This window comes from Agromyces aurantiacus, from assembly GCF_016907355.1.
GTDB lineage: Bacteria > Actinomycetota > Actinomycetes > Actinomycetales > Microbacteriaceae > Agromyces > Agromyces aurantiacus.
Window position 1 is genome coordinate 3,725,229 of record NZ_JAFBBW010000001.1, and the last position, 23,928, is coordinate 3,749,156.

The 23,928-nt window shown below is 73.7% G+C and carries 22 protein-coding genes; 11 read left to right on the forward strand and 11 right to left on the reverse strand.

Going from position 1 to position 23,928, the window contains the following annotated elements; all coding sequences use genetic code 11:
• Positions 1-9: 9 nt before the first annotated feature.
• The 3 genes from paaC to paaA form a co-directional block, all read right to left on the reverse strand.
• A complete protein-coding gene (paaC, locus tag JOD46_RS17565) occupies positions 10-858 on the reverse strand; it encodes a 1,2-phenylacetyl-CoA epoxidase subunit PaaC (RefSeq protein WP_204395744.1) in 849 nt (282 codons plus the stop codon).
• Positions 855-1,160 (reverse strand): 1,2-phenylacetyl-CoA epoxidase subunit PaaB, encoded by a 306-nt coding sequence (paaB, locus tag JOD46_RS17570; RefSeq protein ID WP_204395745.1) that lies wholly within the window; start codon positions 1,158-1,160, stop codon positions 855-857. The genes paaC and paaB overlap by 4 nt, the downstream gene beginning before the upstream one ends.
• A gap of 67 nt (positions 1,161-1,227) precedes the next feature.
• On the reverse strand, positions 1,228-2,199 hold the full coding sequence (gene paaA, locus JOD46_RS17575) for a 1,2-phenylacetyl-CoA epoxidase subunit PaaA (protein ID WP_204395746.1): 972 nt from the start codon (positions 2,197-2,199) through the stop codon (positions 1,228-1,230).
• Between the two features lie 147 nt (positions 2,200-2,346).
• On the opposite strand from paaA, the gene paaI reads away from it, so the two are divergent.
• From paaI to JOD46_RS17590, 3 genes are read left to right on the forward strand one after another with little or no spacing between them, the layout of a single operon-like run.
• Positions 2,347-2,811, forward strand: a complete 465-nt coding sequence (paaI, locus tag JOD46_RS17580; protein ID WP_204395747.1) for a hydroxyphenylacetyl-CoA thioesterase PaaI — start codon at positions 2,347-2,349, stop codon at positions 2,809-2,811.
• A gap of 17 nt (positions 2,812-2,828) precedes the next feature.
• Complete coding sequence (gene paaK, locus JOD46_RS17585) at positions 2,829-4,205, forward strand: phenylacetate--CoA ligase PaaK (RefSeq protein ID WP_372432727.1); 1,377 nt, start codon at positions 2,829-2,831, stop codon at positions 4,203-4,205.
• Positions 4,206-4,221: 16 nt separating this feature from the next.
• Positions 4,222-4,842 (forward strand): TetR/AcrR family transcriptional regulator, encoded by a 621-nt coding sequence (locus tag JOD46_RS17590; RefSeq protein WP_204395748.1) that lies wholly within the window; start codon positions 4,222-4,224, stop codon positions 4,840-4,842.
• Positions 4,843-4,849: 7 nt separating this feature from the next.
• Here the strand turns inward: JOD46_RS17590 and JOD46_RS17595 are convergent, their stop codons facing one another.
• A complete protein-coding gene (locus JOD46_RS17595) occupies positions 4,850-5,092 on the reverse strand; it encodes a hypothetical protein (RefSeq protein WP_204395749.1) in 243 nt (80 codons plus the stop codon).
• 175 nt (positions 5,093-5,267) lie between these two features.
• Here JOD46_RS17595 and JOD46_RS17600 point away from each other — a divergent pair, with 175 nt between their 5' ends.
• The gene (locus JOD46_RS17600; RefSeq protein ID WP_204395750.1) at positions 5,268-7,370 is read left to right on the forward strand and encodes a RecQ family ATP-dependent DNA helicase; all 2,103 of its coding nucleotides are present in this window, start codon (positions 5,268-5,270) and stop codon (positions 7,368-7,370) included.
• Positions 7,371-7,402: 32 nt separating this feature from the next.
• Positions 7,403-7,783: a SpoIIAA family protein gene (locus tag JOD46_RS17605; RefSeq protein ID WP_204395751.1), complete on the forward strand. Its 381-nt coding sequence runs from the start codon at positions 7,403-7,405 to the stop codon at positions 7,781-7,783.
• A 96-nt stretch (positions 7,784-7,879) separates the two neighbouring features.
• Here the strand turns inward: JOD46_RS17605 and paaZ are convergent, their stop codons facing one another.
• From paaZ to JOD46_RS17635, 6 genes are all read right to left on the reverse strand, one after another.
• The gene (paaZ, locus tag JOD46_RS17610) at positions 7,880-9,958 is read right to left on the reverse strand and encodes a phenylacetic acid degradation bifunctional protein PaaZ (RefSeq protein ID WP_204396832.1); all 2,079 of its coding nucleotides are present in this window, start codon (positions 9,956-9,958) and stop codon (positions 7,880-7,882) included.
• Positions 9,959-10,100: 142 nt separating this feature from the next.
• The gene (locus JOD46_RS17615; protein WP_204395752.1) at positions 10,101-11,009 is read right to left on the reverse strand and encodes a 3-hydroxyacyl-CoA dehydrogenase family protein; all 909 of its coding nucleotides are present in this window, start codon (positions 11,007-11,009) and stop codon (positions 10,101-10,103) included.
• Positions 11,006-11,773: an enoyl-CoA hydratase/isomerase family protein gene (locus JOD46_RS17620; RefSeq protein ID WP_204395753.1), complete on the reverse strand. Its 768-nt coding sequence runs from the start codon at positions 11,771-11,773 to the stop codon at positions 11,006-11,008. Before JOD46_RS17620 ends, JOD46_RS17615 begins: the two co-directional genes overlap by 4 nt.
• Positions 11,770-12,972, reverse strand: a complete 1,203-nt coding sequence (locus JOD46_RS17625; RefSeq protein WP_204395754.1) for a thiolase family protein — start codon at positions 12,970-12,972, stop codon at positions 11,770-11,772. The genes JOD46_RS17620 and JOD46_RS17625 overlap by 4 nt, the downstream gene beginning before the upstream one ends.
• Positions 12,973-13,142: 170 nt before the next feature.
• Positions 13,143-13,844: a hypothetical protein gene (locus JOD46_RS17630; protein ID WP_204395755.1), complete on the reverse strand. Its 702-nt coding sequence runs from the start codon at positions 13,842-13,844 to the stop codon at positions 13,143-13,145.
• 299 nt (positions 13,845-14,143) lie between these two features.
• Complete coding sequence (locus JOD46_RS17635) at positions 14,144-16,327, reverse strand: DEAD/DEAH box helicase (protein WP_204395756.1); 2,184 nt, start codon at positions 16,325-16,327, stop codon at positions 14,144-14,146.
• 292 nt (positions 16,328-16,619) lie between these two features.
• Between JOD46_RS17635 and JOD46_RS17640 the strand changes: the two genes are divergently transcribed.
• Both JOD46_RS17640 and JOD46_RS17645 read left to right on the forward strand, forming a co-directional pair.
• Positions 16,620-17,150 (forward strand): GNAT family N-acetyltransferase, encoded by a 531-nt coding sequence (locus JOD46_RS17640; RefSeq protein WP_204395757.1) that lies wholly within the window; start codon positions 16,620-16,622, stop codon positions 17,148-17,150.
• A gap of 115 nt (positions 17,151-17,265) precedes the next feature.
• Positions 17,266-18,408, forward strand: a complete 1,143-nt coding sequence (locus tag JOD46_RS17645) for a hypothetical protein (RefSeq protein ID WP_204395758.1) — start codon at positions 17,266-17,268, stop codon at positions 18,406-18,408.
• Positions 18,409-18,415: 7 nt separating this feature from the next.
• On the opposite strand, the gene JOD46_RS17650 is transcribed toward JOD46_RS17645, so the two are convergent.
• Complete coding sequence (locus JOD46_RS17650) at positions 18,416-19,180, reverse strand: HNH endonuclease family protein (protein ID WP_307835086.1); 765 nt, start codon at positions 19,178-19,180, stop codon at positions 18,416-18,418.
• Between the two features lie 145 nt (positions 19,181-19,325).
• Here JOD46_RS17650 and JOD46_RS17655 point away from each other — a divergent pair, with 145 nt between their 5' ends.
• From JOD46_RS17655 to JOD46_RS17670, 4 genes are all read left to right on the forward strand, one after another.
• A complete protein-coding gene (locus JOD46_RS17655) occupies positions 19,326-20,342 on the forward strand; it encodes an alpha/beta hydrolase (RefSeq protein ID WP_204395760.1) in 1,017 nt (338 codons plus the stop codon).
• A 138-nt stretch (positions 20,343-20,480) separates the two neighbouring features.
• Positions 20,481-21,428 carry a YihY/virulence factor BrkB family protein gene (locus tag JOD46_RS17660; protein ID WP_372432735.1) on the forward strand — a complete coding sequence of 316 codons (948 nt, stop codon included), beginning with the start codon at positions 20,481-20,483 and terminating at the stop codon, positions 21,426-21,428.
• 107 nt (positions 21,429-21,535) lie between these two features.
• A complete protein-coding gene (locus tag JOD46_RS17665) occupies positions 21,536-22,132 on the forward strand; it encodes an antibiotic biosynthesis monooxygenase (RefSeq protein ID WP_204395762.1) in 597 nt (198 codons plus the stop codon).
• Positions 22,129-23,916, forward strand: coding sequence for a glycosyltransferase (locus JOD46_RS17670; RefSeq protein WP_204395763.1), 1,788 nt, complete (start codon positions 22,129-22,131; stop codon positions 23,914-23,916). The genes JOD46_RS17665 and JOD46_RS17670 overlap by 4 nt, the downstream gene beginning before the upstream one ends.
• Positions 23,917-23,928 lie beyond the last annotated feature (12 nt).

The window sequence follows — 23,928 nt, forward strand, 5'->3', positions numbered from 1 at the left end:
GCTCCGCGCTCACCACGACGCCCCCGGATGGGCGCGGGCGAGCACCTGCATCTCGGCGAGCATCGGGCCGAGGTGCTCGGTGTGCCGGCCCTCGCGGCCGCCGCCGGAGGCGACGAACGCGAGCCGGCCCTCGGGCCGGGCGAGGTCGGCCTCGGCGAAGACCTCGTCGATCACGGCGTCGAAGGCCGGACGCAGCGACGACGGCAGCGGCGCCACGCCCTCGGCGGCGAGTCGCTCGACCAGCACGTCGTCGCGGAACAGCTCGTCGACGTAGGGCCACGTCTGCTCGACCGCGCGTAGCATGCGGCGGCGCGACTCGTCGGTGCCGCCCGCGAGACGGAGCGTCCACTGGATCGCGTGGTCGCGGTGGTAGTCGACCTCCTTCGAGGCCTTCGCCGCGATCGCCGCGAGCGTGGCATCCGTCGACTGCTCGAGCGCGCGGTAGAGCTCGACGAGGTAGGTCGCGACGAACAGCTGCCGCGCGATGGTGTGGGCGAAGTCGCCGTTGGGCTGCTCGAAGATCCACGCGTTGCGGAAGTCGGGCTCGTCGCGGAAGTAGGCGAGATCGTCCTCGCTGCGGCCGTCGCGCGTGCCGGCGTAGTGCAGCAGCGAGCGCGCGTGGCCGAGCAGGTCGAGGGCGATGTTCGCGAGCGCGACGTCCTCCTCGAGCTCCGGTGCGCGGCTGATCCAGTCGCCGAGGCGCTGGCTGAGCACGAGCGCGTCGTCGCCGAGGCGCAGCGCGTACTCCGCGACGTCGTCGGATGCCGCGTGGCCGGCGCCGGCCGCCTCGCCGGCGTACTCCTCGGCGAGCGCGACCCGGTCGACGGTGACGTCGCCGTGGGGGTCGATGTCGCTCACAGGTGCTTCACCCCTTCGGACTTCGTGTAGTACACGGCGTGCCGGTAGTTCTTGCCCGCGGGGCTCTCGAAGAACGCGCCCTTCGCGTCGGGATCGCTCGTGGTGACCGCGTCGGCGGGCACGACCCAGATCGAGACGCCCTCGTTGCGGCGCGTGTAGAGGTCGCGCGCGTTGCGCACGGCCATCTCGGCGTCGGGCGCGTGCAGCGAGCCGACGTGCACGTGCGAGAGGCCGCGGTTGGCACGCACGAAGACCTCCCAGAGGGGCCAGGCCTCGGTGCCCGTCTCACCTGGAGTCGACATCAGTTGATCCTCTCGTCACGGGTTTCGAGACGCTCGCTGCGCTCGCTCCTCAACCCTCGATTGCGCGTCATGCGGCAGCCTGCTGCTTCTCGGACTGCTTGCGTGCGTACTCGGCGGCCGCCTCGCGCACCCACGCGCCCTCCTCGTGCGCCTCGCGGCGTCGACGCAGGCGCTCGGCGTTGGCGGGGCCGCGACCGGCGAGCACCTCGTGGAACTCGGTCCAGTCGATCTCGCTCATGTCGTAGCGCTGCTCGGCCTCGTTCCACTTCAGGTTCGGGTCGGGCAGGGTGACGCCGAGCACCTCGGCCTGCGGCACGAGCATGCCCACGAAGCGCTGGCGCAGCTCGTCGTTCGAGAAGCGCTTGATGTTCCACGCCATCGACTGGGCCGAGTTGGGCGACTGGTCGTCGGGCGGACCGAACATCATGAGCGACGGCCAGTACCAGCGGTCGACGGCGTCCTGCGCCATCCGCCGCTGCGCCTCGGTGCCCTGCATGAGCTCGAGCAGGATCTCGAAGCCCTGCCGCTGGTGGAACGACTCCTCCTTGCAGATGCGCACCATCGCGCGGCCGTAGGGGCCGTATGAGGCCCGGCACAGCGGCACCTGGTTGCAGATCGCGGCGCCGTCGACGAGCCATCCGATCGCGCCCATGTCGGCCCAGGTCGGCGTCGTGTAGTTGAAGATCGACGAGTACTTGGCCTTGCCCTCGATGAGCTGCTGCGTCATCTCCTCGCGGCCGATGCCGAGCGTCTGCGCGGCCGAGTACAGGTAGAGGCCGTGGCCCGCCTCGTCCTGCACCTTGGCCATGAGGATGGCCTTGCGCTTGAGGCTCGGCGCGCGCGAGATCCAGTTCGACTCGGGCTGCATGCCGATGATCTCGGAGTGCGCGTGCTGGCTGATCTGGCGGATCAGCGTCTTGCGGTACGCCTCGGGCATCCAGTCTCGCGGCTCGATGCGCGAGTCCTGGGCGATGAGGTCGTCGAAGCGGGCCTGGGCGGCCTCGTCCTCCACGACGCTCAGGTCGGCGGGTGCGGTCATCGTCGACTCCAATGCTCTCGGGATCGGGCGGGACGGATGTCGCGGCATCCGCATTACCAACCGATCGTTCAGTTAGTATAGGCTCGTGTCAAGCGCCGCGGCAACACGACCCGCGGCAGGTCCCCCGCACTCGATGAGGAGCAGCGCATGACGGATGTCGCGACCGAACGCCACGACGCGGCCCAGCCGGCCGGCGAGACGACGGATGCCGCGGCATCCCGCCTGAATCGCGACATGATGCAGCGCGACCTCGCCTCGGCGATGCTCGGCATGGTCGTCGAACGCGACGAGCCGGGCCACGCCGTCGTCTCGATGCGCGTGCGCGAGGACATGACCAACGGGTTCGCCATCACCCACGGCGGGCTCGTCTTCACCCTGGCCGACACGGCCTTCGCGATCGCCTGCAACGAGGACCACCGCGTCACCGTCGCGGCGGGCGCCGACATCACCTTCCTCAAGTCCACGGTCGCCGGGCAGACGCTCACCGCGACCGCCGTGCGCCGCGCCCGCAGCGGCCGCACGGGCCTCTACGACGTGACGGTCGTCGACGAGCAGGGCGACGCCGTCGCCGAGTTCCGCGGCCGCTCGATCTCCACCAACCGCACGTTCTGACCACCCCGGGAGCCACCGTGTCGACGACGACCATTCCCAGCACCACCGCCACCCCGGCCGCGCCCGCCATCCGCGCCACCGTCTCGGGCGTCGCGCCCGCCGCGGCCGACGAGCTCGACCCCGAGGAGCGCCTCTCGCGCGCCGAGATCGAGGCGCTCCAGCTCGAGCGCCTGCAGTGGACCGTGCGCCACGCCTACGAGAACGTGCCGCTGTACCGCCGCAAGTTCGACGAGCACGGCGTGCACCCCGACGACATCCAGACCCTCGCGGATGTCGCGAAGCTGCCGTTCACGACCAAGGCCGACCTGCGCGAGACCTACCCCTTCGGCATGTTCGCGGTGCCGATGGAGCGCGTCGCGCGCATCCACGCCTCGTCGGGCACGACCGGCCGGCCGACGGTCGTGGGCTACACGCACGGCGACCTCGACCGCTGGGCCTCGCTCATCGCGCGCTCGCTGCGTGCGAGCGGCGTGCGCCCCGGCATGAAGGTGCACAACGCGTACGGCTACGGCCTCTTCACGGGCGGCCTCGGCGCGCACGCCGGCATCGAGAAGCTCGGGGCGACCGTGATCCCGATGTCAGGCGGCCAGACGGCGCGCCAGGTGCAGCTCATCCGCGACTTCGAGCCCGACGCGATCATGTGCACGCCGAGCTACCTGCTCACGATCGCCGACGCCATGGAGGAGGCGGGCATCGACCCGCGGTCCACGTCGCTCAAGGTCGCGATCCTCGGCGCCGAGCCGTGGACCAACGAGATGCGCCGCCGCATCGAGGAGAAGCTCGGCATCGACGCCGTCGACATCTTCGGCCTCAGCGAGGTCATGGGCCCCGGCGTCGCGAACGAGACGGTCGAGACGAAGGACGGTCCGCACGTCTGGGAGGACCACTTCCTGCCCGAGGTCATCGACGGCGAGACGGGCGAGCCGCTGCCCGACGGCGAGAAGGGCGAGCTCGTCTTCACGTCGCTGACGAAGGAGGCGTTCCCGGTCATCCGCTACCGCACGCGCGACCTGACCCGCCTGCTGCCCGGCACCGCGCGACCCGGCATGCGCCGCATCGAGAAGATCACGGGCCGCAACGACGACATGATCATCCTGCGCGGCGTCAACGTCTTCCCGACGCAGATCGAGGAGCTCGTGCTCGAGATCGAGCACCTGACGCCGCACTTCATCCTCGAGCTCACGCGCACGGGTCACATGGATGACATGACCGTCCGCATCGAGCGCCACCCCGACCTGCCCGTCGACGCCTGCCAGGCCGCCACGGTCGTGCTCGCGGGCAAGATCAAGGAGTTCATCGGCTCGTCGGTGAAGGTCAAGCTCGAGGAGCCGGGCGCGCTGCCGCGCAGCGAGGGCAAGTACAAGCGGGTCTACGACCTCCGCGAGCCCCGCTGATGCGAGACTGAGGGGGATGTCGGAGAACGCGAACGGGGCGCAGCGGCGCGGGCGCCCGGGATACGACCAGCAGGGGATCCTCGAGATCGCCGTCGCCGCGTTCAACGAGTACGGGTACGACGCCACGTCGATGGGCGTGCTCGCCGACCGGCTCAAGCTGTCGAAGTCGGCGATCTACCACCACTTCGCATCGAAGGACGAGATCCTCGACCGCGCGCTCGACCAGGCGCTGAGCTCGCTCGAGCGCGTCATCGACGAGGCCGAGGCATCCGGCGGGACCGCGGCCGATCGGCTCGACCACGTGCTGCGCGGTGCGGTGCACGTGCTCGTCGCCGAGTTGCCGTCGGTGACCCTGCTGCTGCGCGTGCGCGGCAACACCGAGGTGGAGCGCAACGCGCTCGCCCGTCGTCGCGCGTTCGACCGCCGCGTGACCGAGCTCGTGTCGGCCGCGCAGGCCGAGGGCACGCTCCGCAGCGACATCGACGTGCGCGTGGTCGAGCGCCTCCTCTTCGGCATGATCAACTCGATCGTCGAGTGGTACCGCCCCGGCGGGCGCGAGGACGCCGCACGGCTGGCCGACGACGTGATCGCGGTCGCGCTCGACGGGCTCCGCGTGCCGTCCCCGGCGGTGGAGTAGCCCGCGGCTACGGGCACGCGACGCACGGCTCGGCACCGCGCCGCGCCGGCGCGGTGCGCGCGCCCGTCTCGCTCGACCGCAGTCGTGCGGCCCACGCGCGGAACCCGCGAGGCGCGACCGCGGGCGACGCGGCCGCCGCGCCATCCGCCCGCCGCTCTGCCACGAGGCGCCGCCGCTCGAGCTCGACCGCGATCCGGTCGTCGTGCGCCTCGCGAAGGTGGGGGAAGCTGAACTCCGAGATCTGCATCATTCCGGTTCCTTCCTGTGGTGCGATCAGCCTGCTCGCTGAGGTGCGTGCCGGGCATCGGGCGGATGCCCTATTCCCGACCGTGTCGGCGGCCGGGAACAGGGCCCGGCCTGAGGATGCACGAGTCCGACGCGGTCCTCCCCGGGCGACTGTCAGCGGCGTCGACCAGAGTGGAGGCATGACCTCGACCACCGCGCCCGCCGACACCCGCGCCGAGGCGCTCGCCGCGCTGCGCGAGCTGGTCGGTCGCGACGACGCCAAGTTCCACGACGGGCAGTACGAGGCCATCTCAGCCCTCGTCGACGGGCGGCGGCGGGCCCTCGTCGTGCAGCGCACCGGATGGGGCAAGTCGGCGGTGTACTTCGTCGCGACCCTGCTGCTGCGCCGACGCGGCGACGGACCGACCGTGCTCGTCTCGCCGCTGCTCGCGCTGATGCGCGACCAGATCGCCGCGGCCGAGCGCGCCGGGGTGCGTGCGGTCGCGATCAACTCGACCAATCCCCACGAGTGGGCCGACGTGCAGCAGCGACTCGCCGACGACGAGGTCGACGTGCTGCTCGTCTCACCCGAGCGGCTGAACAACCCGTCGTTCCGCGAGCAGCAGCTGCCGGCGCTCGTGCGGCGCATCGGCCTGCTCGTGGTCGACGAGGCGCACTGCATCAGCGACTGGGGCCACGACTTCCGGCCCGACTACCGCCGCTTGCGCGACCTCATCGCCGAGATCCCGGCCGGCGTGCCCGTGCTCGCCACCACGGCCACCGCGAACAGCCGCGTGGTGGCGGATGTCGCCGAGCAGCTCGGCCACGGCGACGACGTGCTGACGATCCGGGGGCCGCTCGCGCGCACGTCGCTCCGGCTCGGGGTGCTGCGCCTGCCCGACGCGCCGACACGCCTCGCGTGGCTGCTCAGCCACCTCGGCGACCTGCCCGGCTCGGGCATCATCTACACGCTCACCGTGTCGGCCGCGAACGACACCGCGCGGCTGCTGCGCGAGCGCGGCCACGACGTGCGCGCGTACACGGGCCAGACCGACCCCGACGAGCGCGAGGAGTCCGAGCGGCTGCTCAAGCGCAACGAGGTGAAGGCCCTCGTCGCCACGAGCGCGCTCGGCATGGGCTTCGACAAGCCCGACCTCGGCTTCGTGGTGCACCTCGGCGCGCCCTCCTCGCCCGTCGCCTACTACCAGCAGGTCGGCCGCGCGGGCCGGTCGAGCGAGAGCGCCGACGTGCTGCTGCTGCCCGGCCCGGAAGACCGGGCGATCTGGCACTACTTCGCCACCGCGTCGATGCCCGATGAGGAGCGTGCGCAGCGCGTGATCGCCGAGCTCTCCGACGTGCCGCTGTCGACGCCCGCGCTCGAGGCGCGGGTCGACCTCCGCCGGACCCCTCTCGAGCTGCTGCTCAAGGTGCTCGACGTCGACGGGGCCGTCCGCCGCGTGCAGGGCGGATGGGTCGCCACGGGCGAACCGTGGGTGTACGACGCCGACCGCTACGCCCGCATCGCGGAGGCGCGCGAGGCCGAGCAGCAGCACATGATCGAGTACGAGACGACCGACGGATGCCGCATGGAGTTCCTCCAGCGATCCCTCGATGACGCGACCGCCGCGCCGTGCGGCCGGTGCGACACCTGCGCGGGGGCCTGGTATCCCACGGCGCTCGCCGCGGGCGCGGCCGACGCCGCGGCCGGCGCGCTCGACCGCGTCGGCGTGCCGATCGAGCCGCGCCGCGCCTGGCCGACCGGCGCCGACCGGCTCGGCGTGCCCGTGAAGGGCCGCCTCACGCCGGGCGAGCAGGCGGCCGAGGGGCGGGCGCTCGCGCGGCTGACCGACCTCGGCTGGGGCGGCACCCTGCGCGAGCTGTTCGCCGCCGGCGCCCCCGACGGCCCGGTGCCGCCGCAGGTCATGGCGGCGTGCGTGCGCGTGCTCGCCGACTGGGGCTGGGACGAGCGGCCGGTCGCCGTGGCATCCGTGCCGTCGCGCTCGCGCCCGCAGCTGGTCGACTCGCTCGCGCGCGGGCTCGCCGAGGTCGGGCGGCTGTCCTACCTCGGCGCGCTCGCGCTCGTCGACGGCGGCCCGACCGGGGCGCCGGGCGGCAACAGCGCGTTCCGGCTCGCCGGCGTCTGGAACCGGTTCTCGGCCGACGGCCTCGACGTGCCGGCAGGCCCGGTACTGCTCGTCGACGACCTCGCCGACAGCCGCTGGACCCTCACGATCGCCGCCCGCGCGCTCCGGCAGGCGGGCGCGACCGCCGTGCTGCCCTTCGCGCTCGCGCTGCGCGGCTGAGCCGGGCATGATGGCCGCGAGGGGGAACCATCATGATCGAACTGCTGGACGACCTGCCGTCCGACGTCATCGGCTTCCGGGCCGTGGGCACCGTCACGGCCTCGGACTACCGTGAGGTGCTCGATCCCGCGATCGACGCGGCAGCGGCGTCCTCGGGCAAACTCGACCTGGTCTTGGTGATCGACGACGAGTTCGACCACTACTCGCTGGGCGCGATGATGGAGGACGCCAAGCTGCTCGGGCGCCCGCTCTCGATCTGGGACCGCGCCGCGTTCGTCACCGACCGCGACGTGCTCACGGGCATCGCCGTCGCCTTCGGCGGACTCGTGCCCGGCGAATTCCGGGTGTTCCCGCTCGACCGCCTCGACGAGGCGATCGCCTGGGTCGGGAAGGGCGCCGCGGCACGCTCGTGACGCCGTGGGCCGGGCCGGATCCGGTGGTCGAGTAGCGAGCGCAGCGAGCGTATCGAGACCTCCGCGGTCTCGCTACACGGCCTCCTCCGTCGGCGGCTACTCGACCCCCGCAGGCACCGGCGCCGGCTCCTTCGCCACGAGCGTGAGCACGTCGTAGGTCGCGACGATCTCGTCCTTCTGGTTCTTCAGCACCGCGTCCCAGCGCACCTCGCCGTACTCGTCGGTCTCACGCGGCGAGATCTCCTTCGCCGTGAGCTCGACGCGGATCGAGTCGCCCGGCGAGACGGGCGTGATGAACCGCAGGTTCTCGAGCCCGTAGTTCGCGAGCACCGGGCCGGGCGCGGCATCCACGAACAGGCCCGCCGCCCACGACACGAGCAGGTACCCATGCGCCACGCGGCCGGGGAAGAACGGGTTCGCGGCCGCGGCCGCCTCGTCCATGTGCGCGTAGAACGTGTCGCCGGTGAAGTTCGCGAACGTCTCGATGTCCTCGAGCGTGACCGTCCGCGGCTCGGAGGCGACCTGGTCGCCGATCCGCAGCTCGGCGAGCGACTTGCGGAACGGGTGCGGCTCCCCCGCAGCCTGGTAGGGCCGCGCCTCGGCACCCGAGTGCCACACGCCGGTCAGCGCGGTGAGCATCGCGGGCGAGCCCTGCACGGCGGTGCGCTGCATGTAGTGCTTGACGGCACGCATCCCGCCGAGCTCCTCGCTGCCGCCCGCGCGACCCGGTCCGCCGTGCACGAGGTGCGGCACGGGCGAGCCGTGACCGGTCGACGAACGCGCGTCGTCGCGGTCGAGGAACAGCAGGCGCCCGTTCATGGGCGCGATGCCCGTGGCGAGCGCGACCGCGACCTCGGGGTCGTGGGTCGCGACGCTCGTCACGAGCGAGCCGCCGCCGCGCGCGACGAGGTCGACGGCCTGGTCGAGCGAGTCGTAGGCGATGACGGATGCCACGGGGCCGAACGCCTCGACCTCGTGCACCGCCGGCGCGGTGGCATCCGTGAATTTCAGCAGCATGGGCTGCACGAACGCGCCCTCGGCTTCGACGCCCGACGGCGGCTCGGTGGAGCCGATGACGAGCTCACCGCCGGCCTCCTGCAGGCGGCGCACCTGGCGCAGCACCTCGTCGCGCTGCCCGGTCGAGGCGAGCGGGCCCATGGTGATGCCCTCGGTGCGCGGGTCGCCGACCACCACGCGCTCGGCGAGGCGGGCGCGCACCGCGTCGATGACCGCGTCGACGGATGCGGCCGGCACGATCGCCCGACGGATCGCGGTGCACTTCTGGCCGGCCTTCGAGGTCATCTCGACGACGAGCTGCTTCACGTACGCGTCGAACTCGGGCGTCTCGGGCGTGGCATCCGTGCCCAGGACCGACGCGTTGATCGAGTCGGTCTCGCTCGAGAACCGCACCCCGCCGGTCTGCACCGAGTCGTGGGCGCGGAGCCGCTCGGCGGTCGAGGCCGACCCGGTGAACGCGACGAGGTCGCCGAGCTTCAGGTGGTCGAACAGGTCGGGCACGCTGCCCGACACGAGTTGCAGCGAGCCCGCCGGCAGCAGGCCCGACTCCACGAGGATGCGCACGTACGCCTCGGTGAGGTAGCCGGTGGGCGTCGCGGGCTTCACGACCGTCGGCACGCCCGCGAGGAACGCCGGAGCGAACTTCTCCAGGGAGCCCCACACGGGGAAGTTGAACGCGTTGATCTGCACGGCGACGCCGGGCAGGCGCGTGTACACGTGGCGGCCGATGAACGAGCCGTCCTTCGAGAGCGGCTCGACCGGCCCGTCGACGAGCACCTTCGCGTTCGGCAGCTCGCGGCGGCCCTTCGACGAGTAGGTGAAGAGCACGCCGATGCCCCCGTCGATGTCGACCCACGAGTCGCGCTGGGTCGCGCCCGTGCGCGCCGACAGCTCGTACAGCTCGGCCTTCCGCTCCGTGAGGGCGAGCGCCATCTGCTTGAGCAGGAGCGCGCGCTGGTGGAACGTGAGGTCGCCGAGCGAGCGCTGGCCGACCGTGCGGGCGTGCTCGAGCACGGCGCCGAGGTCGAGCCCCTCGGTCGAGACGCGCGCGACGAGCTCGCCGGTCGAGGCGTCGCGCACCTCGGCGGCGGATGCCGCGGCGTCGGCGCCGGGGGTCCACCACGCGTCGCGCACGTAGCTGGGCAGGATCTCGGTCATCGTGTTCTTCTCCTCGTTCATGCCTGGGTGCTCCACGCCCCTGCGCCGGTTGCACGCCCGTTGCGCCGGCCCGGGTGGCGCGGCGCACGCCGAGGTGGCGCGCCGGGCGTGCCGGCCGCGGGCGCCGCACCGCGGGACCGCATCACTGCGCGTCCCACAGGTAGAAGCCCTCGCCGGTCTTGCGGCCGAGCTTGCCCTCGGCCACCATGCGGCGGAGCAGGGCGGGCGGTTCGAATCGGTCGCCGAGCTCGCCCGCGAGGTACTCGGCGATGCCGAGCCGCACGTCGAGTCCGACGAGGTCGGTGAGCTTGAGCGGGCCCACCGGGTGCTTGTAGCCGAGCGTCATGGCCGCGTCGATGTCCTCGGCGGAGGCCACGCCCTCCTCGAGCATGCGGATCGCCTCGAGGCCGAGCGCGACGCCGAGCCGGCTCGACGCGAAGCCCGGCGCGTCGTGCACGATGATCGGCGTCTTCGCGATGGCCTGCACCCAGCCGCGCGCCTCCTCGACGAGCGCGCCGTCGGTCTGCGTGCCGCGCACGACCTCGACGAGCGCCGACGCCGGCACGGGGTTGAAGAAGTGCAGGCCGAGGAACCGCTTCGGGCGCTCGAGCCGCCCGGCGAGCTCGTCGATCGAGATCGACGACGTGTTCGACGCGAGCGCGGCATCCGCTGCCAGCACCGCCTCGACGCGGGTCAGGGCGTCGAGCTTGAGGTCGAGGTCCTCGGGGACCGCCTCGACGACGAGCCCCGCCCCGCCGAACCCGTCGACGTCGGTCGCGACCGCGAGCCGGGCGCCGAGCGCCTCGGCGGTCTCGCCGGTCGTGCCGCGGGCGACGGATGCCGCGACCGAGTCGAGCACGCGCGTGCGCGCCGCCTCGGCGGCCACGTCGTCGCGTTCGACCACGGTCACGTGCGACCCCGCGAGCAGGAACGCGTGCGCGATGCCCGCGCCCATGCGCCCGCCGCCGAGCACGCCGACGCGTTCCGGGGCGTGATGCGCGGGCCGGGATGCGGCGGGCGGCCGTGTCTCGGAGCCGGTCGTGTCGGTCATTCCGCGCTCCTCTTCGCTCGCTTCTCCAGGAACTCCGTCATGCGGCGGTGCTTCTCGGGGCTCTCGAAGAGCACGGCCTGCTCCTCGAGGTCGACACGCGGGTGATCGGCCCGCGGCGCCCGCAGCACGCGCTTGGTCGCGATGGTCGCGGCGCGATCGTTCCGCGCGATGCGGTCGGCGATCGCGTGCGCCTCGGCGAGCAGCTCGCCGACCGGATGGACCGACGTGACGAGTCCGATCGAGAGCGCCTCGGCCGCGTCGACGATGCGACCGGTGAGCAGCAGCTCGGCGGCGCGCGCCTCGCCGACGATCTCGCGGAGCCGCCAGGTGGCGCCGGCCGCCGGGATGATGCCGAGGCCCGTCTCGGGGTTGCCGAACTTCGCTCCGGGCGTGGCGATGCGGATATCGGCGGCGAACGCGAGCTCGGCGCCGCCGCCGAGCGCCCAGCCGTCGATCGCCGCGATCACGGGCATCGGCAGCTCGTTGACGCGCACGAACGCGTTCGCGTTGATGCCCGCGAGCGCGTCGGCCGCGCGGCGGTCGCGCAGCTGCGCGATGTCGGCGCCCGAGGCGAACACGCCGCCCGCGCCCGTGAGGATGAGCGTGCGCGGCTCGGCCTCGAGCTCCTCGGACAGCGCGTGCAGCGCGTCGATCGTCGCCTGGTCGATCGCGTTGCGCTTGTCGGGGCGGTTCAGGGTCGCGACGACGCGATCGTCGCGGCGCTCGACGAGGAGCGGCGTGGCCGCGGCATCCGCCTGGCTCATCGCACCCCCTCGACGATCATCGCGGTGCCCTGCCCGACGCCCACGCACATGGTCGCGAGCCCGTACCGGGATCCCTCGCGCTCCATGCGGCCGAGGAGGGTGACGACCAGGCGACAGCCCGACGAGCCGAGCGGATGGCCCAGGGCGATCGCGCCGCCGTCGGCGTTGACGAGCTCGGGGTCGAGGCCGAGGCGTCGCATGCTCGCGAGCGACTGCGTGGCGAACGCCTCGTTGAGCTCGATGGAGCCGATCTCGTCGAGGTGGATGCCCGAGCGTTCGAGCGCCTTCTCGGTCGCCGGCACGGGGCCGAGTCCCATGATCTCGGGTGCGAGGCCGGCCGAGGCGCCGACGACCACGCGGGCGCGCGGCGTGAGGCCGTACCGCTCGACAGCCGAGGCGCTCGCGACGACGATCGCGCTCGCGCCGTCATTGAGCGAACTGGAGTTGCCCGCGGTCACGACCGAGCCGCCCTTCACGACCGGGCGCAGCCCGGCGAGCACCTCGAGCGAGGTGTCGCGGCGGGGCCCCTCGTCGACGAGCACCTCGCCGCGCGCCGTGGGCACGCCGACGATCTCGGCCTCGAACCGGCCCGCGTCGATCGCGGCCGCGGCGCGCTGCTGGCTCCGGAGGGCGAACGCGTCGGCGTCCTCGCGCGTGATGCCGTCGACGCGCGCGACCTCCTCAGCGGTCTCGGGCATCGAGAACGTGGCCTTGTCGCGCGCGAGCAGCGTGGGGTTGGGGAAGCGCCAGCCGATCGACGTGTCGTACGCGTCGCCGGGCTTGGCCCACGGCTTCTCGGGCTTGGCCTGCACCCACGGGGCACGCGTCATCGACTCGACGCCGCCCGCGACGATGAGGTCGGCGTCGCCCGCGCGGATCGCCTGCGCGGCCATGATGATCGCCGACATGCCCGACGCGCAGAGGCGGTTGACCGTGATGCCGGGCACCGAGTCGGGCAGGCCCGCGAGGAGCACCGACATGCGCGCGACGTTGCGGTTGTCCTCGCCGGCCTGGTTCGCGGCGCCGAGGATCACCTCGTCGATCGCGCCGGCCTCGACGGCCTCCTCGTCGAGCCGGGCCCGCCGGATCGCCTCGCCCACCACGAGGCTCGCGAGGTCGTCGGGCCGGACGCCGGCGAGCGCTCCGCCGTAGCGGCCGACGGGCGTCCGCACTCCGCCGACGAGGTAGGCCTCGGCCATGGGGTCACTCCTGACTGCGTCGTCTGGAACCTCGCCCGCCAGCGTATCGACGGGTCGCGGCATCCGCTCGGGGCCGATTTCAAAACCGACCGTTCAGTCAGTAAGTATGCCCAACGGATGGCGCGGACGCCAGTCGGGCGCCCGGCGCCGCAGCCGCGGGGCTCCGCAGATCACCCCTGGTCGGGCGTCTCGGAGGGCTCGGGCGTCTCGGTCGGGGCCGGCGTCGCGGCCGGGCCGAAGAGCACCCACCGTCCCGACGCGCACTCGTAGAACTGGAGCGCCTCGGTATCGACGTAGAGGTCGCCGTCGGTCGTGCACCGGTCGTCCTCGGGTGCTCCGAGGCCGAGCGTCATCTGGGTCCCGGGCGCGCCCTGCTCGCCCTGCTCGCCCTGCTCACCCTGGGCGCCCTGCTCGCCCTGGGCGCCCTGCTCGCCTTGAGGCCCGGTCTCGCCGCTGAGGTTCTCGGCCGCCGACTCGCGGATGTTCCCGACGAGCACCCAGTCGTCCTGGAAGAGGTACACGTCGGAGGTCGAGATGTCGATGTAGACGTCGCCCTCGTACCCCTTGCCGGACTCCGGAGCACCCGTCCCGGCTCGCACGGCCGACCCCGCCGGCAGGATCTCCTCGAGCGCCTGCTCGTAGTCGACGGCCGCCGCCGTCTCGGTCGGCGCCGGCGTCGCCTCGGCCTCATCCGTCGAGGACGAACGGGCGAGCCATCCGCCCAGGAACGCGGCGACGAACGAGAGCACCACGATCGCGATCCCGAAGCCGATGAGCCATCCGCGGCTCACCTGCGCGGGCGCAGTGGGAGCGGGAGTCGCCCGCTCGTCCGATCGCCTCGCCTCGCCCGCAGGAGTCCGCTCGTCGCTCATACCGGCCGCCCCTCGCATCACGCCGTCCGGCTCGTCGCGCCGTGCGGTCGTACGGGCGTGAGGCTACGGCGTCGGGGGCGCGCCGCCGTGCGCCTTTGGTCCCGTGGGGCCTCGGACGCGGGCCTCGCCGAGCCTGCGCTGGCGCGACGCGGGGCGTCGCCGAACCTGCGCTGGCGCGACGCGGGGCATGCGCGCGCGACTGCGGGCGGCGCGGAATGCGCGAATCCCGGGTTCCTGCGGGTGGACCCGCAGGAACCCGGGATTCGGGAAGGGAAGGTTGGCCGGGTGAGCCGGCGCCGCTACGGGGTGGCGACCGCGACGGGACCCAGGTCCGCGAGCTGCTCGTCGCCGAGGCGCACGTCCTCGAAGTCGACCTCGATCTCGGCGCGGCCGAGGAGCTCGGCGAGGCGGCGCTGCCGATTGCGCGGGACGAGCGTGACCACGCGGCCCGTGCGGCCGGCACGGCCGGTGCGGCCGGAGCGGTGCAGGTACGTCTTGTACTCGTCGGGCGCATCGGCCTGGATCACGAGGTCGATGTCGTCGACGTGGATGCCGCGGGCCGCGACATCCGTCGCGACGAGCACGTCGACCCGGCCGCTCGTGAGCTGCTGGAGGTTGCGCGTGCGCTTGGCCTGGTTCAGGTCGCCGTGGAGCGCGACGGCGAAGATGCCGGCGTCCTCGAGGTGCATGGCGAGGTCCTCGGCGAACGCGCGGGTGCGCGCGAACACGAGCGTCTTGCCGTCGCGGTCGGCGAGCTGCGCGACGATGTCGCGCTTGTCGCGGTTGTCGATCACGAACACGCGGTGCTCGATCGTGCCCGACGCCTGGTCCTCGCCGGCGACCTCGTGCACGGCCGGGTCGACGAGGAACTCCTCGACGAGCGCGGCGACGCCGGTGTCGAGGGTCGCCGAGAACAGCAGCTTCTGGCCGCCGTCGCGGGTCAGGCGGAGGATGCGCTGCACGGGCTCGAGGAATCCGAGGTCGCACATGTGGTCGGCCTCGTCGAGCACGGTGATGCGAATGTCGGACAGGTCGAGGTGTCCCTGGCGCACGAGGTCCTCGATGCGGCCGGGGGTGCCGATCACGATGTCGACGCCGCGGCGGAGCGCGCCGACCTGGCGCGCCTGCGGCACGCCGCCGTACACCTGCGTCGTGAAGAGGCCCACCGACTGCGCGATCGGCTGCACCGTGCGGTCGATCTGCAGCGCGAGCTCGCGCGTCGGCGCGAGGATCAGGGCGCGGGGGGCACGGCCCATCGAGCGCTTGCGCCGGGCGTCGCCGCCGGCGTCACGACCCTCGTCGGCCCAGAGCTGCATGAGCCGCTCGACCGTCGGCGCGCCGAACGCGATCGTCTTGCCGGAGCCGGTGCGGCCGCGGCCGAGGACGTCGCGGCCCTCGAGCACGACCGGGATCGTGGCGGCCTGGATGGGGAACGGCGACTCGGCGCCGAGACCCGCGAGGGCGCGCACGATGTTGCCGCCGAGACCGAGGTCGGCGAAGCCGACTCCGTCGACCGCCTCGGCCTGGATCGCCTCGGCCTCGAGGCGCTCGAGCACGACGTCGTCGGCCGGCGCGACGCGGTCGCGCTGCGCGGATGCCTCGGGGTAGAACGACGACGGGCGGCGCTCCGAGTCCCGGAAGCCGGGACGGTCGAACTCGCGGTCGCGGCGCGGGGCGCGGTCGTCGCGGTCGAAGCGGCGCGGAGCGCGGTCGTCGCGACCGGCCGGACCCGCCGCGCGGTCGTCGCGGTCGAACCGGCGGGGAGCACGGTCGTCGCGGTCGAACCGGCGGGGAGCACGGTCGTCGCGGTCGAACCGACGGGGGCCGCGCTCGTCGCGGTCGTACGACCGGGCCGGACGGTCATCGCGGTCACGACGGGGAGCACGGTCGTCACGGTCGTACGACCGGGCCGGACGGTCATCGCGGTCCCGACGGGGAGCGCGCTCGTCACGGTCGTACGACCGGGCCGGACGGTCATCACGGTCACGACGGGGGCCGCGGTCGTCGCGGTCGAACGACCGGGCCGGACGGTCATCGCGGTCACGACGGGGGCCGCGCTCGTCACGGTCGTACGACCGGGCCGGACGGTCATCGCGGTCCCGACGGGGAGCACGGTCGTCGCGATCGTACGAACGGGCCGGACGGTCATCGCGGTCACGACGGGGGCCGCGGTCGTCGCGGTCGAACCGGCGGGGAGCGCGGTCGTCGCGGTCGAACCGGCGCCCGCCGCGCTCATCGCGGCCCGCGCGGTCGCCGCGCTCCGCGCGGTCATCGCGACCCGCCCGCTCGGAGCGGTGCGGCGAGCGACCCGAGGCGACGCGCTCCTCGCGCGACCAGCGGGGCGCACGGTCGCGCGTGGGCTCCTCGGGACGGTGACCGCGGTGGCCGGGGCTGCGCGAGCCCGGCTTCCGGCGAGCGCCGGAGGCGGCGGGGTCGAAATCGCGGGCGGGGCGTCCGCCGGCGGGCTTGGTGTTCTTGGGCATGGCTGCTTTCCGGGTTGTATCGAAGTACATGGCAGCGGGCCGCGCGGGAGCGCGGCTCGACTGAGAACCCGGGTGCATCGTCGACCGGGGCCGTTCACATACGGTGTGACTTCCCGCACGCGGATCGCGCACGGAACCGGCCCTCAGGACTCACAAACCCATCCGCGCGGCGCGCGGCGTCCAGAACCGACCCTCCGATGCTACCGGACACGCTCCTGTGAATCCCCTCGGCGCGGCATCCGCACCACCGGAACGTAACGACCCGGTAACGCGATTCGCGTACGCTCTCGGCGTGACCACACCGCCGTCGATCTCGATCGAGTCGCCTCGAGCACCCGGTGTCGAGCTGCTGCTCGACGCGGGCATCGCCCATGCGCGAGCGCTGTACCCGTCGGAACCCGCCACGCTGCCGGACGCCGCGCAGCTCGAGGCGGTGGGCACGCTCGTCTACGTCGCCCGGTCGGGCGGCGGCGAGGGCGAGGCACTCGGCGTCGCCGCGATCGTCGAGGGCGACACGGTGGGCGCCGGCCGCGGCGAACTCACGCGCATGTACGTCGATCCCGGCGCGCGCGGCAGCGGCGTGGCGAGCGCCCTGATCGAGCGCATCGAGACGGATGCCGCGGCGCGCGGCCTGCGCGAGATCGTGCTCGAGGCCGGGCGGCTGCAGCATCCGGCACTCGCGCTGTACGCCAAGCACGGGTATCGGCGCGTGCCGCCCTTCGGGCGGTACGTGGGCGAGCCGACGAGCGTGTGCATGGCGAAGTCGCTCGTGGGATTCGCGTCCGGCGCGCTCGACGACCTCCCGCTTGCCGTCGGCGAGTGAGCAGCCGCCGAGTGGTGAGCAACCGCGCGGCGGAATGAGCAACGCCTACCCATCCCGGCGGGCACCGCGACGCGGCATCCTCTGACTCATCCCAACTGTTCTCGGAGGATGACCCATGCTCGCCTTCATCTCGGCCATCGCGTTCGGCGTCACGATCGGCGGCGCCGTCGGCGCGATCGCGACCGGCGACCCGCGCTACACGATCCTGTGGAGCATCACGCTCACGATCGCGATCCTCACGGGCACGTTCGCGGGCCTCGGCGCGGCCGGGCTGTTCGGTCGCGGCCGCGCCGGCGCGGCCCCCGAGCCGCCGACGGGCGAGCTCACCCTCGCGCGCGTCGAACGGATCAGCCGCACGGGGCTGACGGTCAACGACCAGCCGCAGGTCGAGCTGCTGCTGACCGTCGCGCCGCGGTTCCGCCCCGCGTACACGACGACGCACCGGCAGATCGTCGACATCGTCACGCTCCCCCAGGTGCAGCCCGGGTCGATCATCGTGGTGCGCCGACCGGATGATGCGAAGGCCAACGTGGTGCTCGAGCTCGAACCCCCCGAGGACTGGGCGCGCGTGCGCGACGCGGAGCGGCTCCGCACCGGCTCCGAGCGCACCGTGCCGGTCGCCGAGCAGGCTCCGCTGTGGGCGGCCGAGCCGACCACGCTGTTCGGCGGACCGAAGCGGCCGGCCCGCCCGTGGCGGCGCGTGCTGCTCGCGGGCGTCACCGTCGCGACCGCCGCGATCGTGCTGATCCCCGCGTACGACTCGATCGGCCGCACCGTGCAGGCGTTCGCCTCGGGGAATCCGGATGGCGCCGGCGTCGTGCTCGGCGACCGGCACCAGGAGATCGTGGACGCCCTCGCGGCGGAGACCGGCGGCACGCAGTTCATCCGGATCGGCTTCTACGACAGCTACGCGCTCGCGGCCGCGCCGAGCGCGCCGGGCGCCCTCACCATCGACACCTACCAGTTCCGCTACGACCGCACCGAGCACCAGGGGCCGGACCTGATCCAGCCCGACGACCCGGCATCCGACCTCTTCGATGCGAGCGAGGTGGACTGGTCGGGCATCCCCGCGCACATCGCCACGGCGGAGGAGCACTCCGGCATCACCGACCCGACCTCGGTCATCGTCTCGGTGGAGCGGGCGGCCATCGAGGACGAGTCGGGCGAGCGGCCGGTCCGCGTGCTCGTGATCCTCGATTCGACGTACGAGGATGCGACGGTGCAGATCGACCCCGCCACGGGCGAGGTCCTCGGCTGACGGATCGTCAGGCCGCGGGTCGGCAGCCTTCGAGCACGCGCACCATCGCCTCGCGTTCGGGCGCCGTCACCCACAGCCCGTACGACGCCTTGACCTCGACCTGCCGGGCGACGTACTCGCACCGGAACGAGCGATCGGGCGGCAGCCACGTCGCCGCGTCGCCCGCGCCCTTCTGCGCGTTCGTCGGGCCGTCGACGGCCAGGAGGTTGCGCGGGTCGTTCGCGAACGCGACGCGCTCCTCCTCGGCGAGGCGCTGCGCCCCGGTGACCCACGCGTTCGCGAGGGGGACGACGTGGTCGATCTGCACGAGCTGCGACGTGCCCTCGCCGCGGACGAACGAGATCGACCGGCCCGTGTACGGGTCGTCGAGAAGGCCGGCGAGCACGCGGCATCCGGCCGGTCGGTCGAGGTCGACGAGGTCTCGCGCGAGGATGTCGTTGCGCGTGTCGCAGCCGTTGCGGTCGACGTCGATCCAGCCGTGGCCGAACTCGTCGCGCTCGTACCCGGTCATCGGGGCCCGGCCCTTGACCGGCAGCTGCGCGAGGGTCGCGAGGGTCGCATCGACCGCGGCGGCGTCGAGCGTGCCGTCGGGCGAGCCGCCCGGAGCGCCCTCGGGTGCCGCGTCGGTCGCAGTCGGCGCCGCGCCATCCGGGGCCTCGATGACGATCTCGATCTCGGGCAGCAGGTCGAGCAGCTCCTCACCCGCGGCGCACGAGCACAGGGCGAGGCTGAGCGCCGCGGCGAGCGCGGCGCGGACGAGGCGTCGGGTCACGCGGGTCCGATCGGGGAGGAGGAGACGGGGTCCTCGCAGGCTACCGGCAACGGCCGACGCCGCGCGGCACGGCGAAACCGCCCCGGACGGTTGCATCCGGCCGATCGTGGGTTAGCATCACTGCACCCCTGAACCCGGAGCCCCCGTGACCACCACCCGACCCTCCGGCGGTCTCGGAGGCCGGCGCCGCCGGTCGGCCCGGATCGCCCTCGCCGTGACCGCGGCCCTCGCGATCGTCGGCGCCGTCTCGGCGTTCCACCAGCCGCTGCGCGAGCTGGACCCGAACGCCGAGCAGGCTTCGAGCGAGGTCGCGGGCACCGAGGTCATCGGCATCCGCACGTTCGAGCCGCCCGCGGGGCTGCGGATCCACGCCGACCTCGAGTACGGCGTTGCCGACGACGGCACGCTGCTCACGCTCGATCTCTGCCGCCCCGAGGCCGACGACGCGATCGACGACGCGCTGCCGGTGGTGCTGTCGGTGCACGGCGGCAGCTGGGCGCGCGGCGACAAGGCCAACTCGGACTGGCGCGCGGTGTGCCTGTGGCTCGCGAGCGAGGGCTTCGTCGCGGCATCCGTCAATTACCGGCTCGTGCCCGAGGCTCGCTACCCCGCCCAGATCGAGGATGTCGCGACGGCCGTCGCGTGGCTGCGCGAACCGGGGCAAGTCGAGCGGTACGGCATCGACCCGACCCGGATCGCGGCGTTCGGCGGGTCGGCGGGCGGCCATCTCGCGTCGCTGCTCGGCACGCTCGGGGACGGCCCGCTCGACGCGGGCTCGCGGGTCGCCGCCGTGGTCGAGCTCTCGGGCCCGGTCGGCCTCGGCCGGGCCGAGCTCGATGCGGACGGCGCGTCGGAGTGGCTGCGCGGCATCGTGGGGCAGTTCCTGGGGTGCGACCCGGGCGCGGCCGACGCCGACTGCCCGCAGGCGATCGAGGCCTCGGCGACGGCGCACGTCGACCCGAGCGACCCGCCGTTCTTCATCGGTCATGCCGAGGCCGAGGTCGTGCCCGTGGGCCAGTCCGAGCGGCTCGCCGCCACGCTCGAGGCCTCGGCGGTGCCGGTCGAGCTGGCCGTGGTCCCGGGCGACGCGCACTCGATCGGCATCCTCGACGCGGGCCTGCGCGAGCGCGTCGCCGCGTTCCTGCACGCACAGCTCGGCTGACCCCGCAAGGCCTCAGCCGCGGGCGCGTCGCCGCCTAGGCTCGGGCCCATGACCTCGCGCCCAGGGAACCCGGATGCGGCACCGGTGACGTCCGACTCGCCGGCACGGCTCTCCCGCGCCGAATGGCGCGTCGTGCTGGTGCGCACGGCCCACGAGTTCCGCATCCACCAGTGCTGGGACATCGCCGCCGCGCTCACCTACTACGTCGTCCTCATGGCGTGCCCGGCGCTGCTCGCCGCGCTCGCGTTCCTCGGCCTGTTCGGGAGCGCGGAGGATGTGGCGACGGGCGCGCTGCACGTCGTGCGCGACCTCGGCGGGGAGGGCGTCGCGCAGGCGCTCGCCGAGCCGATCGACCAGCTGCTCGGCGCGTCGCGCGCGGGCCTCGCGCTCGTCACGGGCCTCGCGCTGACGCTGTGGACCGCGTCGGCCTACCTCGGCACGTTCGGGCGCGGCATGAACCGGATCCTCGGCGTGGAGGAGGGCCGGCCGTTCTGGCGCTCGCGTCCGGCGATGATCGCGACCGCCGCGGTGCTCGTGCTGCTCGGCGCGCTGATCGCGTTCGGACTGCTGGTCAGCGGCGCGGTGGCGACGGCCGTGCTGCATGCCATGGGCTTCGACGAGGAGCTCGCGCGCGTGTGGGATGTCGCGAAGCTGCCTGTCATCGCCGTGCTCGCCGGGCTCATGCTCGCGGTGCTGTACTGGGCGGCGCCGAACGTGCGCCGTCCCCAGCTGCGGTGGGTCTCGACGGGCGCCGCGATCGCGCTGGCCATCTGGATCACGACGACCGCGCTGTTCGGCGTGTACGTGTGGAACGTCTCGCACTACGACCGCGTCTACGGCGTGCTCGGCGGAGTGGTCGCGTTCCTCGTCTGGATCTGGCTGTCGAACACGGCGATCCTCGTCGGCGGCGTGCTCGACGCCGAGCTCGAGCGGGCCCGCCAGCTCCGGGCCGGCGTCCCGGCGCACGAGCGCCTGGAGCTCGAGCTGCGCGACGACCGGCTGATCCGTCTGAATCGCCGCCAGCGCGAGTCCGACGTGCGGGCGTCGGCGGCGATGCGCCCGGCGGCGGCCGCCGACGAGCCGTGAGGCGCACCGCGCCGGCTGCACGCGGACGGCGCCCAGGGCTGGTGGCCGCACGCGCTCGGAGCCGCGCACGCAACCTCCCCGAAGCATCCGTGCGCTTCGATGGAGGCATGGGCAGTGAACCGATCACCGTGTCGATCCGCCGCGAGGTCGACCCCGACCGCATCGCCGAGGCGACGGTGTGGGTGCAGACCGGCGTGAACCTCGCCAACCGCTACCCGGGCTTCCTCGGCTCGGGCTGGGTGCGGGCGGGCGAGCACTCCGACGTGTGGCACATGCTCTACCGCTTCGCGAACGAGGAGACGCTCGAGGCGTGGGAGCGCTCGCCGGAGCGCGCGTGGTGGCTCGAGATGGGCCGGGGCTTCGTGCGGGCCGAGCGGGCCCGGCGTCGCACGGGCATCGAGGGCTGGTTCGACGAGCCGGCGACGGGGTCGGTGCCGGCAGTGGCGGATGGCGCGGGGCCGGTCGAGGGCGCGGCGCTGCCGCCCGCCCCGCCGCGCTGGAAGCAGGCGGTGAGCATCTGGCTCGGCTTCTTCCCGGTGAACCTCGCGTTCGCGCTGCTCGTGTCGCTCGTGCCCGCGTGGGAGGGGGTGCCGCTCGCCCTCCGCGTGCTGCTCACGACGCTCGTGCTGACGCCGATCATGACGTACTGGGTGCTGCCGTGGGTGACGCGGATGCTGCGGAACTGGCTGGCGCCGCGCGCATGAGCGGGCGACCCCTGCTGCCGCCGGGCCGGCAGCTCGCGATCACGTGGTCGATCCCCGACGGGTTCGGCGGGATGACCGCGGCGCTGCTGCGGCGTTCGGGCGCGTTCGTCCGACTCGCGGGCACCGAGGTCGACGTGCTCACCTTCGATGGTCGGCCCGACTACGCCGAGGTGCGGGCGCGCCTCGAGGAGCGGGGGCAGCTGGTCGACGGGGTCCGGGTGCGGAACCTGTACGAGCGGCTGCGCACCGAGCCGGTGACGCCCGGCGAGGTCCCGATCCCACCCGATGTCGCGGGGCTCGACGAGGCCGGGATCCGCCGCGAGACCGCCGCCGACGGTGCGGCCCGACTCGAGGTGTCCTCGGCCGACGGTCGGTTGCGCGTCGCACACCTCCGCGCCGACGGCTCGCTCGCGGTGCTCGACGAGCACGGCCGGGCCGAGCGGCCGAGGCGGCTGATCACCGCGTTCGGCGCCGATGGGCGTCCCGTCCGCCAATGGCGATCGGCGCGGGCCTGCTCCGCCGACTGGATCGCCGAGGTCGCGGGCGACGGCGACGCGTTCGCGATCGTGGACAGCAAGACCGCGGCCGCCTTCCTGGCGCACGTGCGGCTTCCTCGCCTGGTGACGCTGCACGTCGTGCACAACGCACATCTCGCGGCACCCGGCGGCCCGATCGGCCGCCTCCGCGCGACGCGTCGCGAGGTGCTCTCGCATCCCGAGCGCTTCGACGCGGTCGTGTTCCTGACCGAGCGGCAGCGGGCGGATGCCGCAGCGCTCCTCGGGGCGCCCGGGAACTTCGCCGTGGTGCCCAATCCCACGGAGCGCCCCGCGGCGCCCCCCGCCGACCCCGTCGCCGACGACGCGGCGCGCGACCCCGCGTCGGTCGTGGTCGTGGCCGGCCTCACTCCGCGCAAGCGCGTCGACCGCGCCATCCGCGCGGTGGCGCTCGCACGCGACCGCGGACCCGACGCACGGCTCCGCGTGGTCGGCGACGGCCCGCTGGCCGAGGCGCTGCAGGAGCTCGCGCGCGAGGAGGGCATCGCCGACGCGGTCGAGTTCGCGGGCTACCGCACGGACGCCGCCGACGCGTTCGCGCAGGCGTCCGTCACCCTGCTCACGAGCACGTCCGAGGGCGCACCGCTCGTGCTGCTCGAGGCGATGGGCCGCGGGTGCATCCCGATCGCCGACGACATCGAGTACGGCCCGGCCGACGTCATCGACGACGGCGTGAACGGGTTCCTGGTGCCGCCGGGCGGGGTATGGGCGATGGCCGGCACGATCGCGCGGATCGCGAGGATGGCGCCCGAGGAGCGCGCCGCGATCCGGCAGGCGGCGCGGGCCACGGCGGCGAAGTTCTCCGAGGCGGGCATCGTGGAGCGGTGGGGCGAGGTCGAACGCGCGGCGGCGGAGCGGCACCTCGCCGAGCGGTCCGCCGGGGCGCTGTCCGTGTCGCTCGAACGCGTGCGGCTGCGACGCCCCCGGGAGCGGCTCGGGGTGCGGCTGCGGCTGCACGGCGCCCCGGAGGGCGCCCGCGTCACGATCGACCTCCGGCCCCGCCGCACCGACGCGGTGCTCCGCCGCACGGCGACGGCCGGGTCCGGGCACGTGCGATTCCGGTTGTCGCGCACCGAGACCGCGCTGCTCGCCGGGGGCGGGCCGATCCGGGTGCGCGTGCTCGTCGAGGCGGGCGGCGCTCGTGCGGAGCTCGACGCCGGCGAGCTGCGGCCCGACACGCGGTCGCTCGCGCGGCGCGGGGCCGGGCGCCTCCGGCCGCGTCCGTCCTGAGCCCCCGGAGGG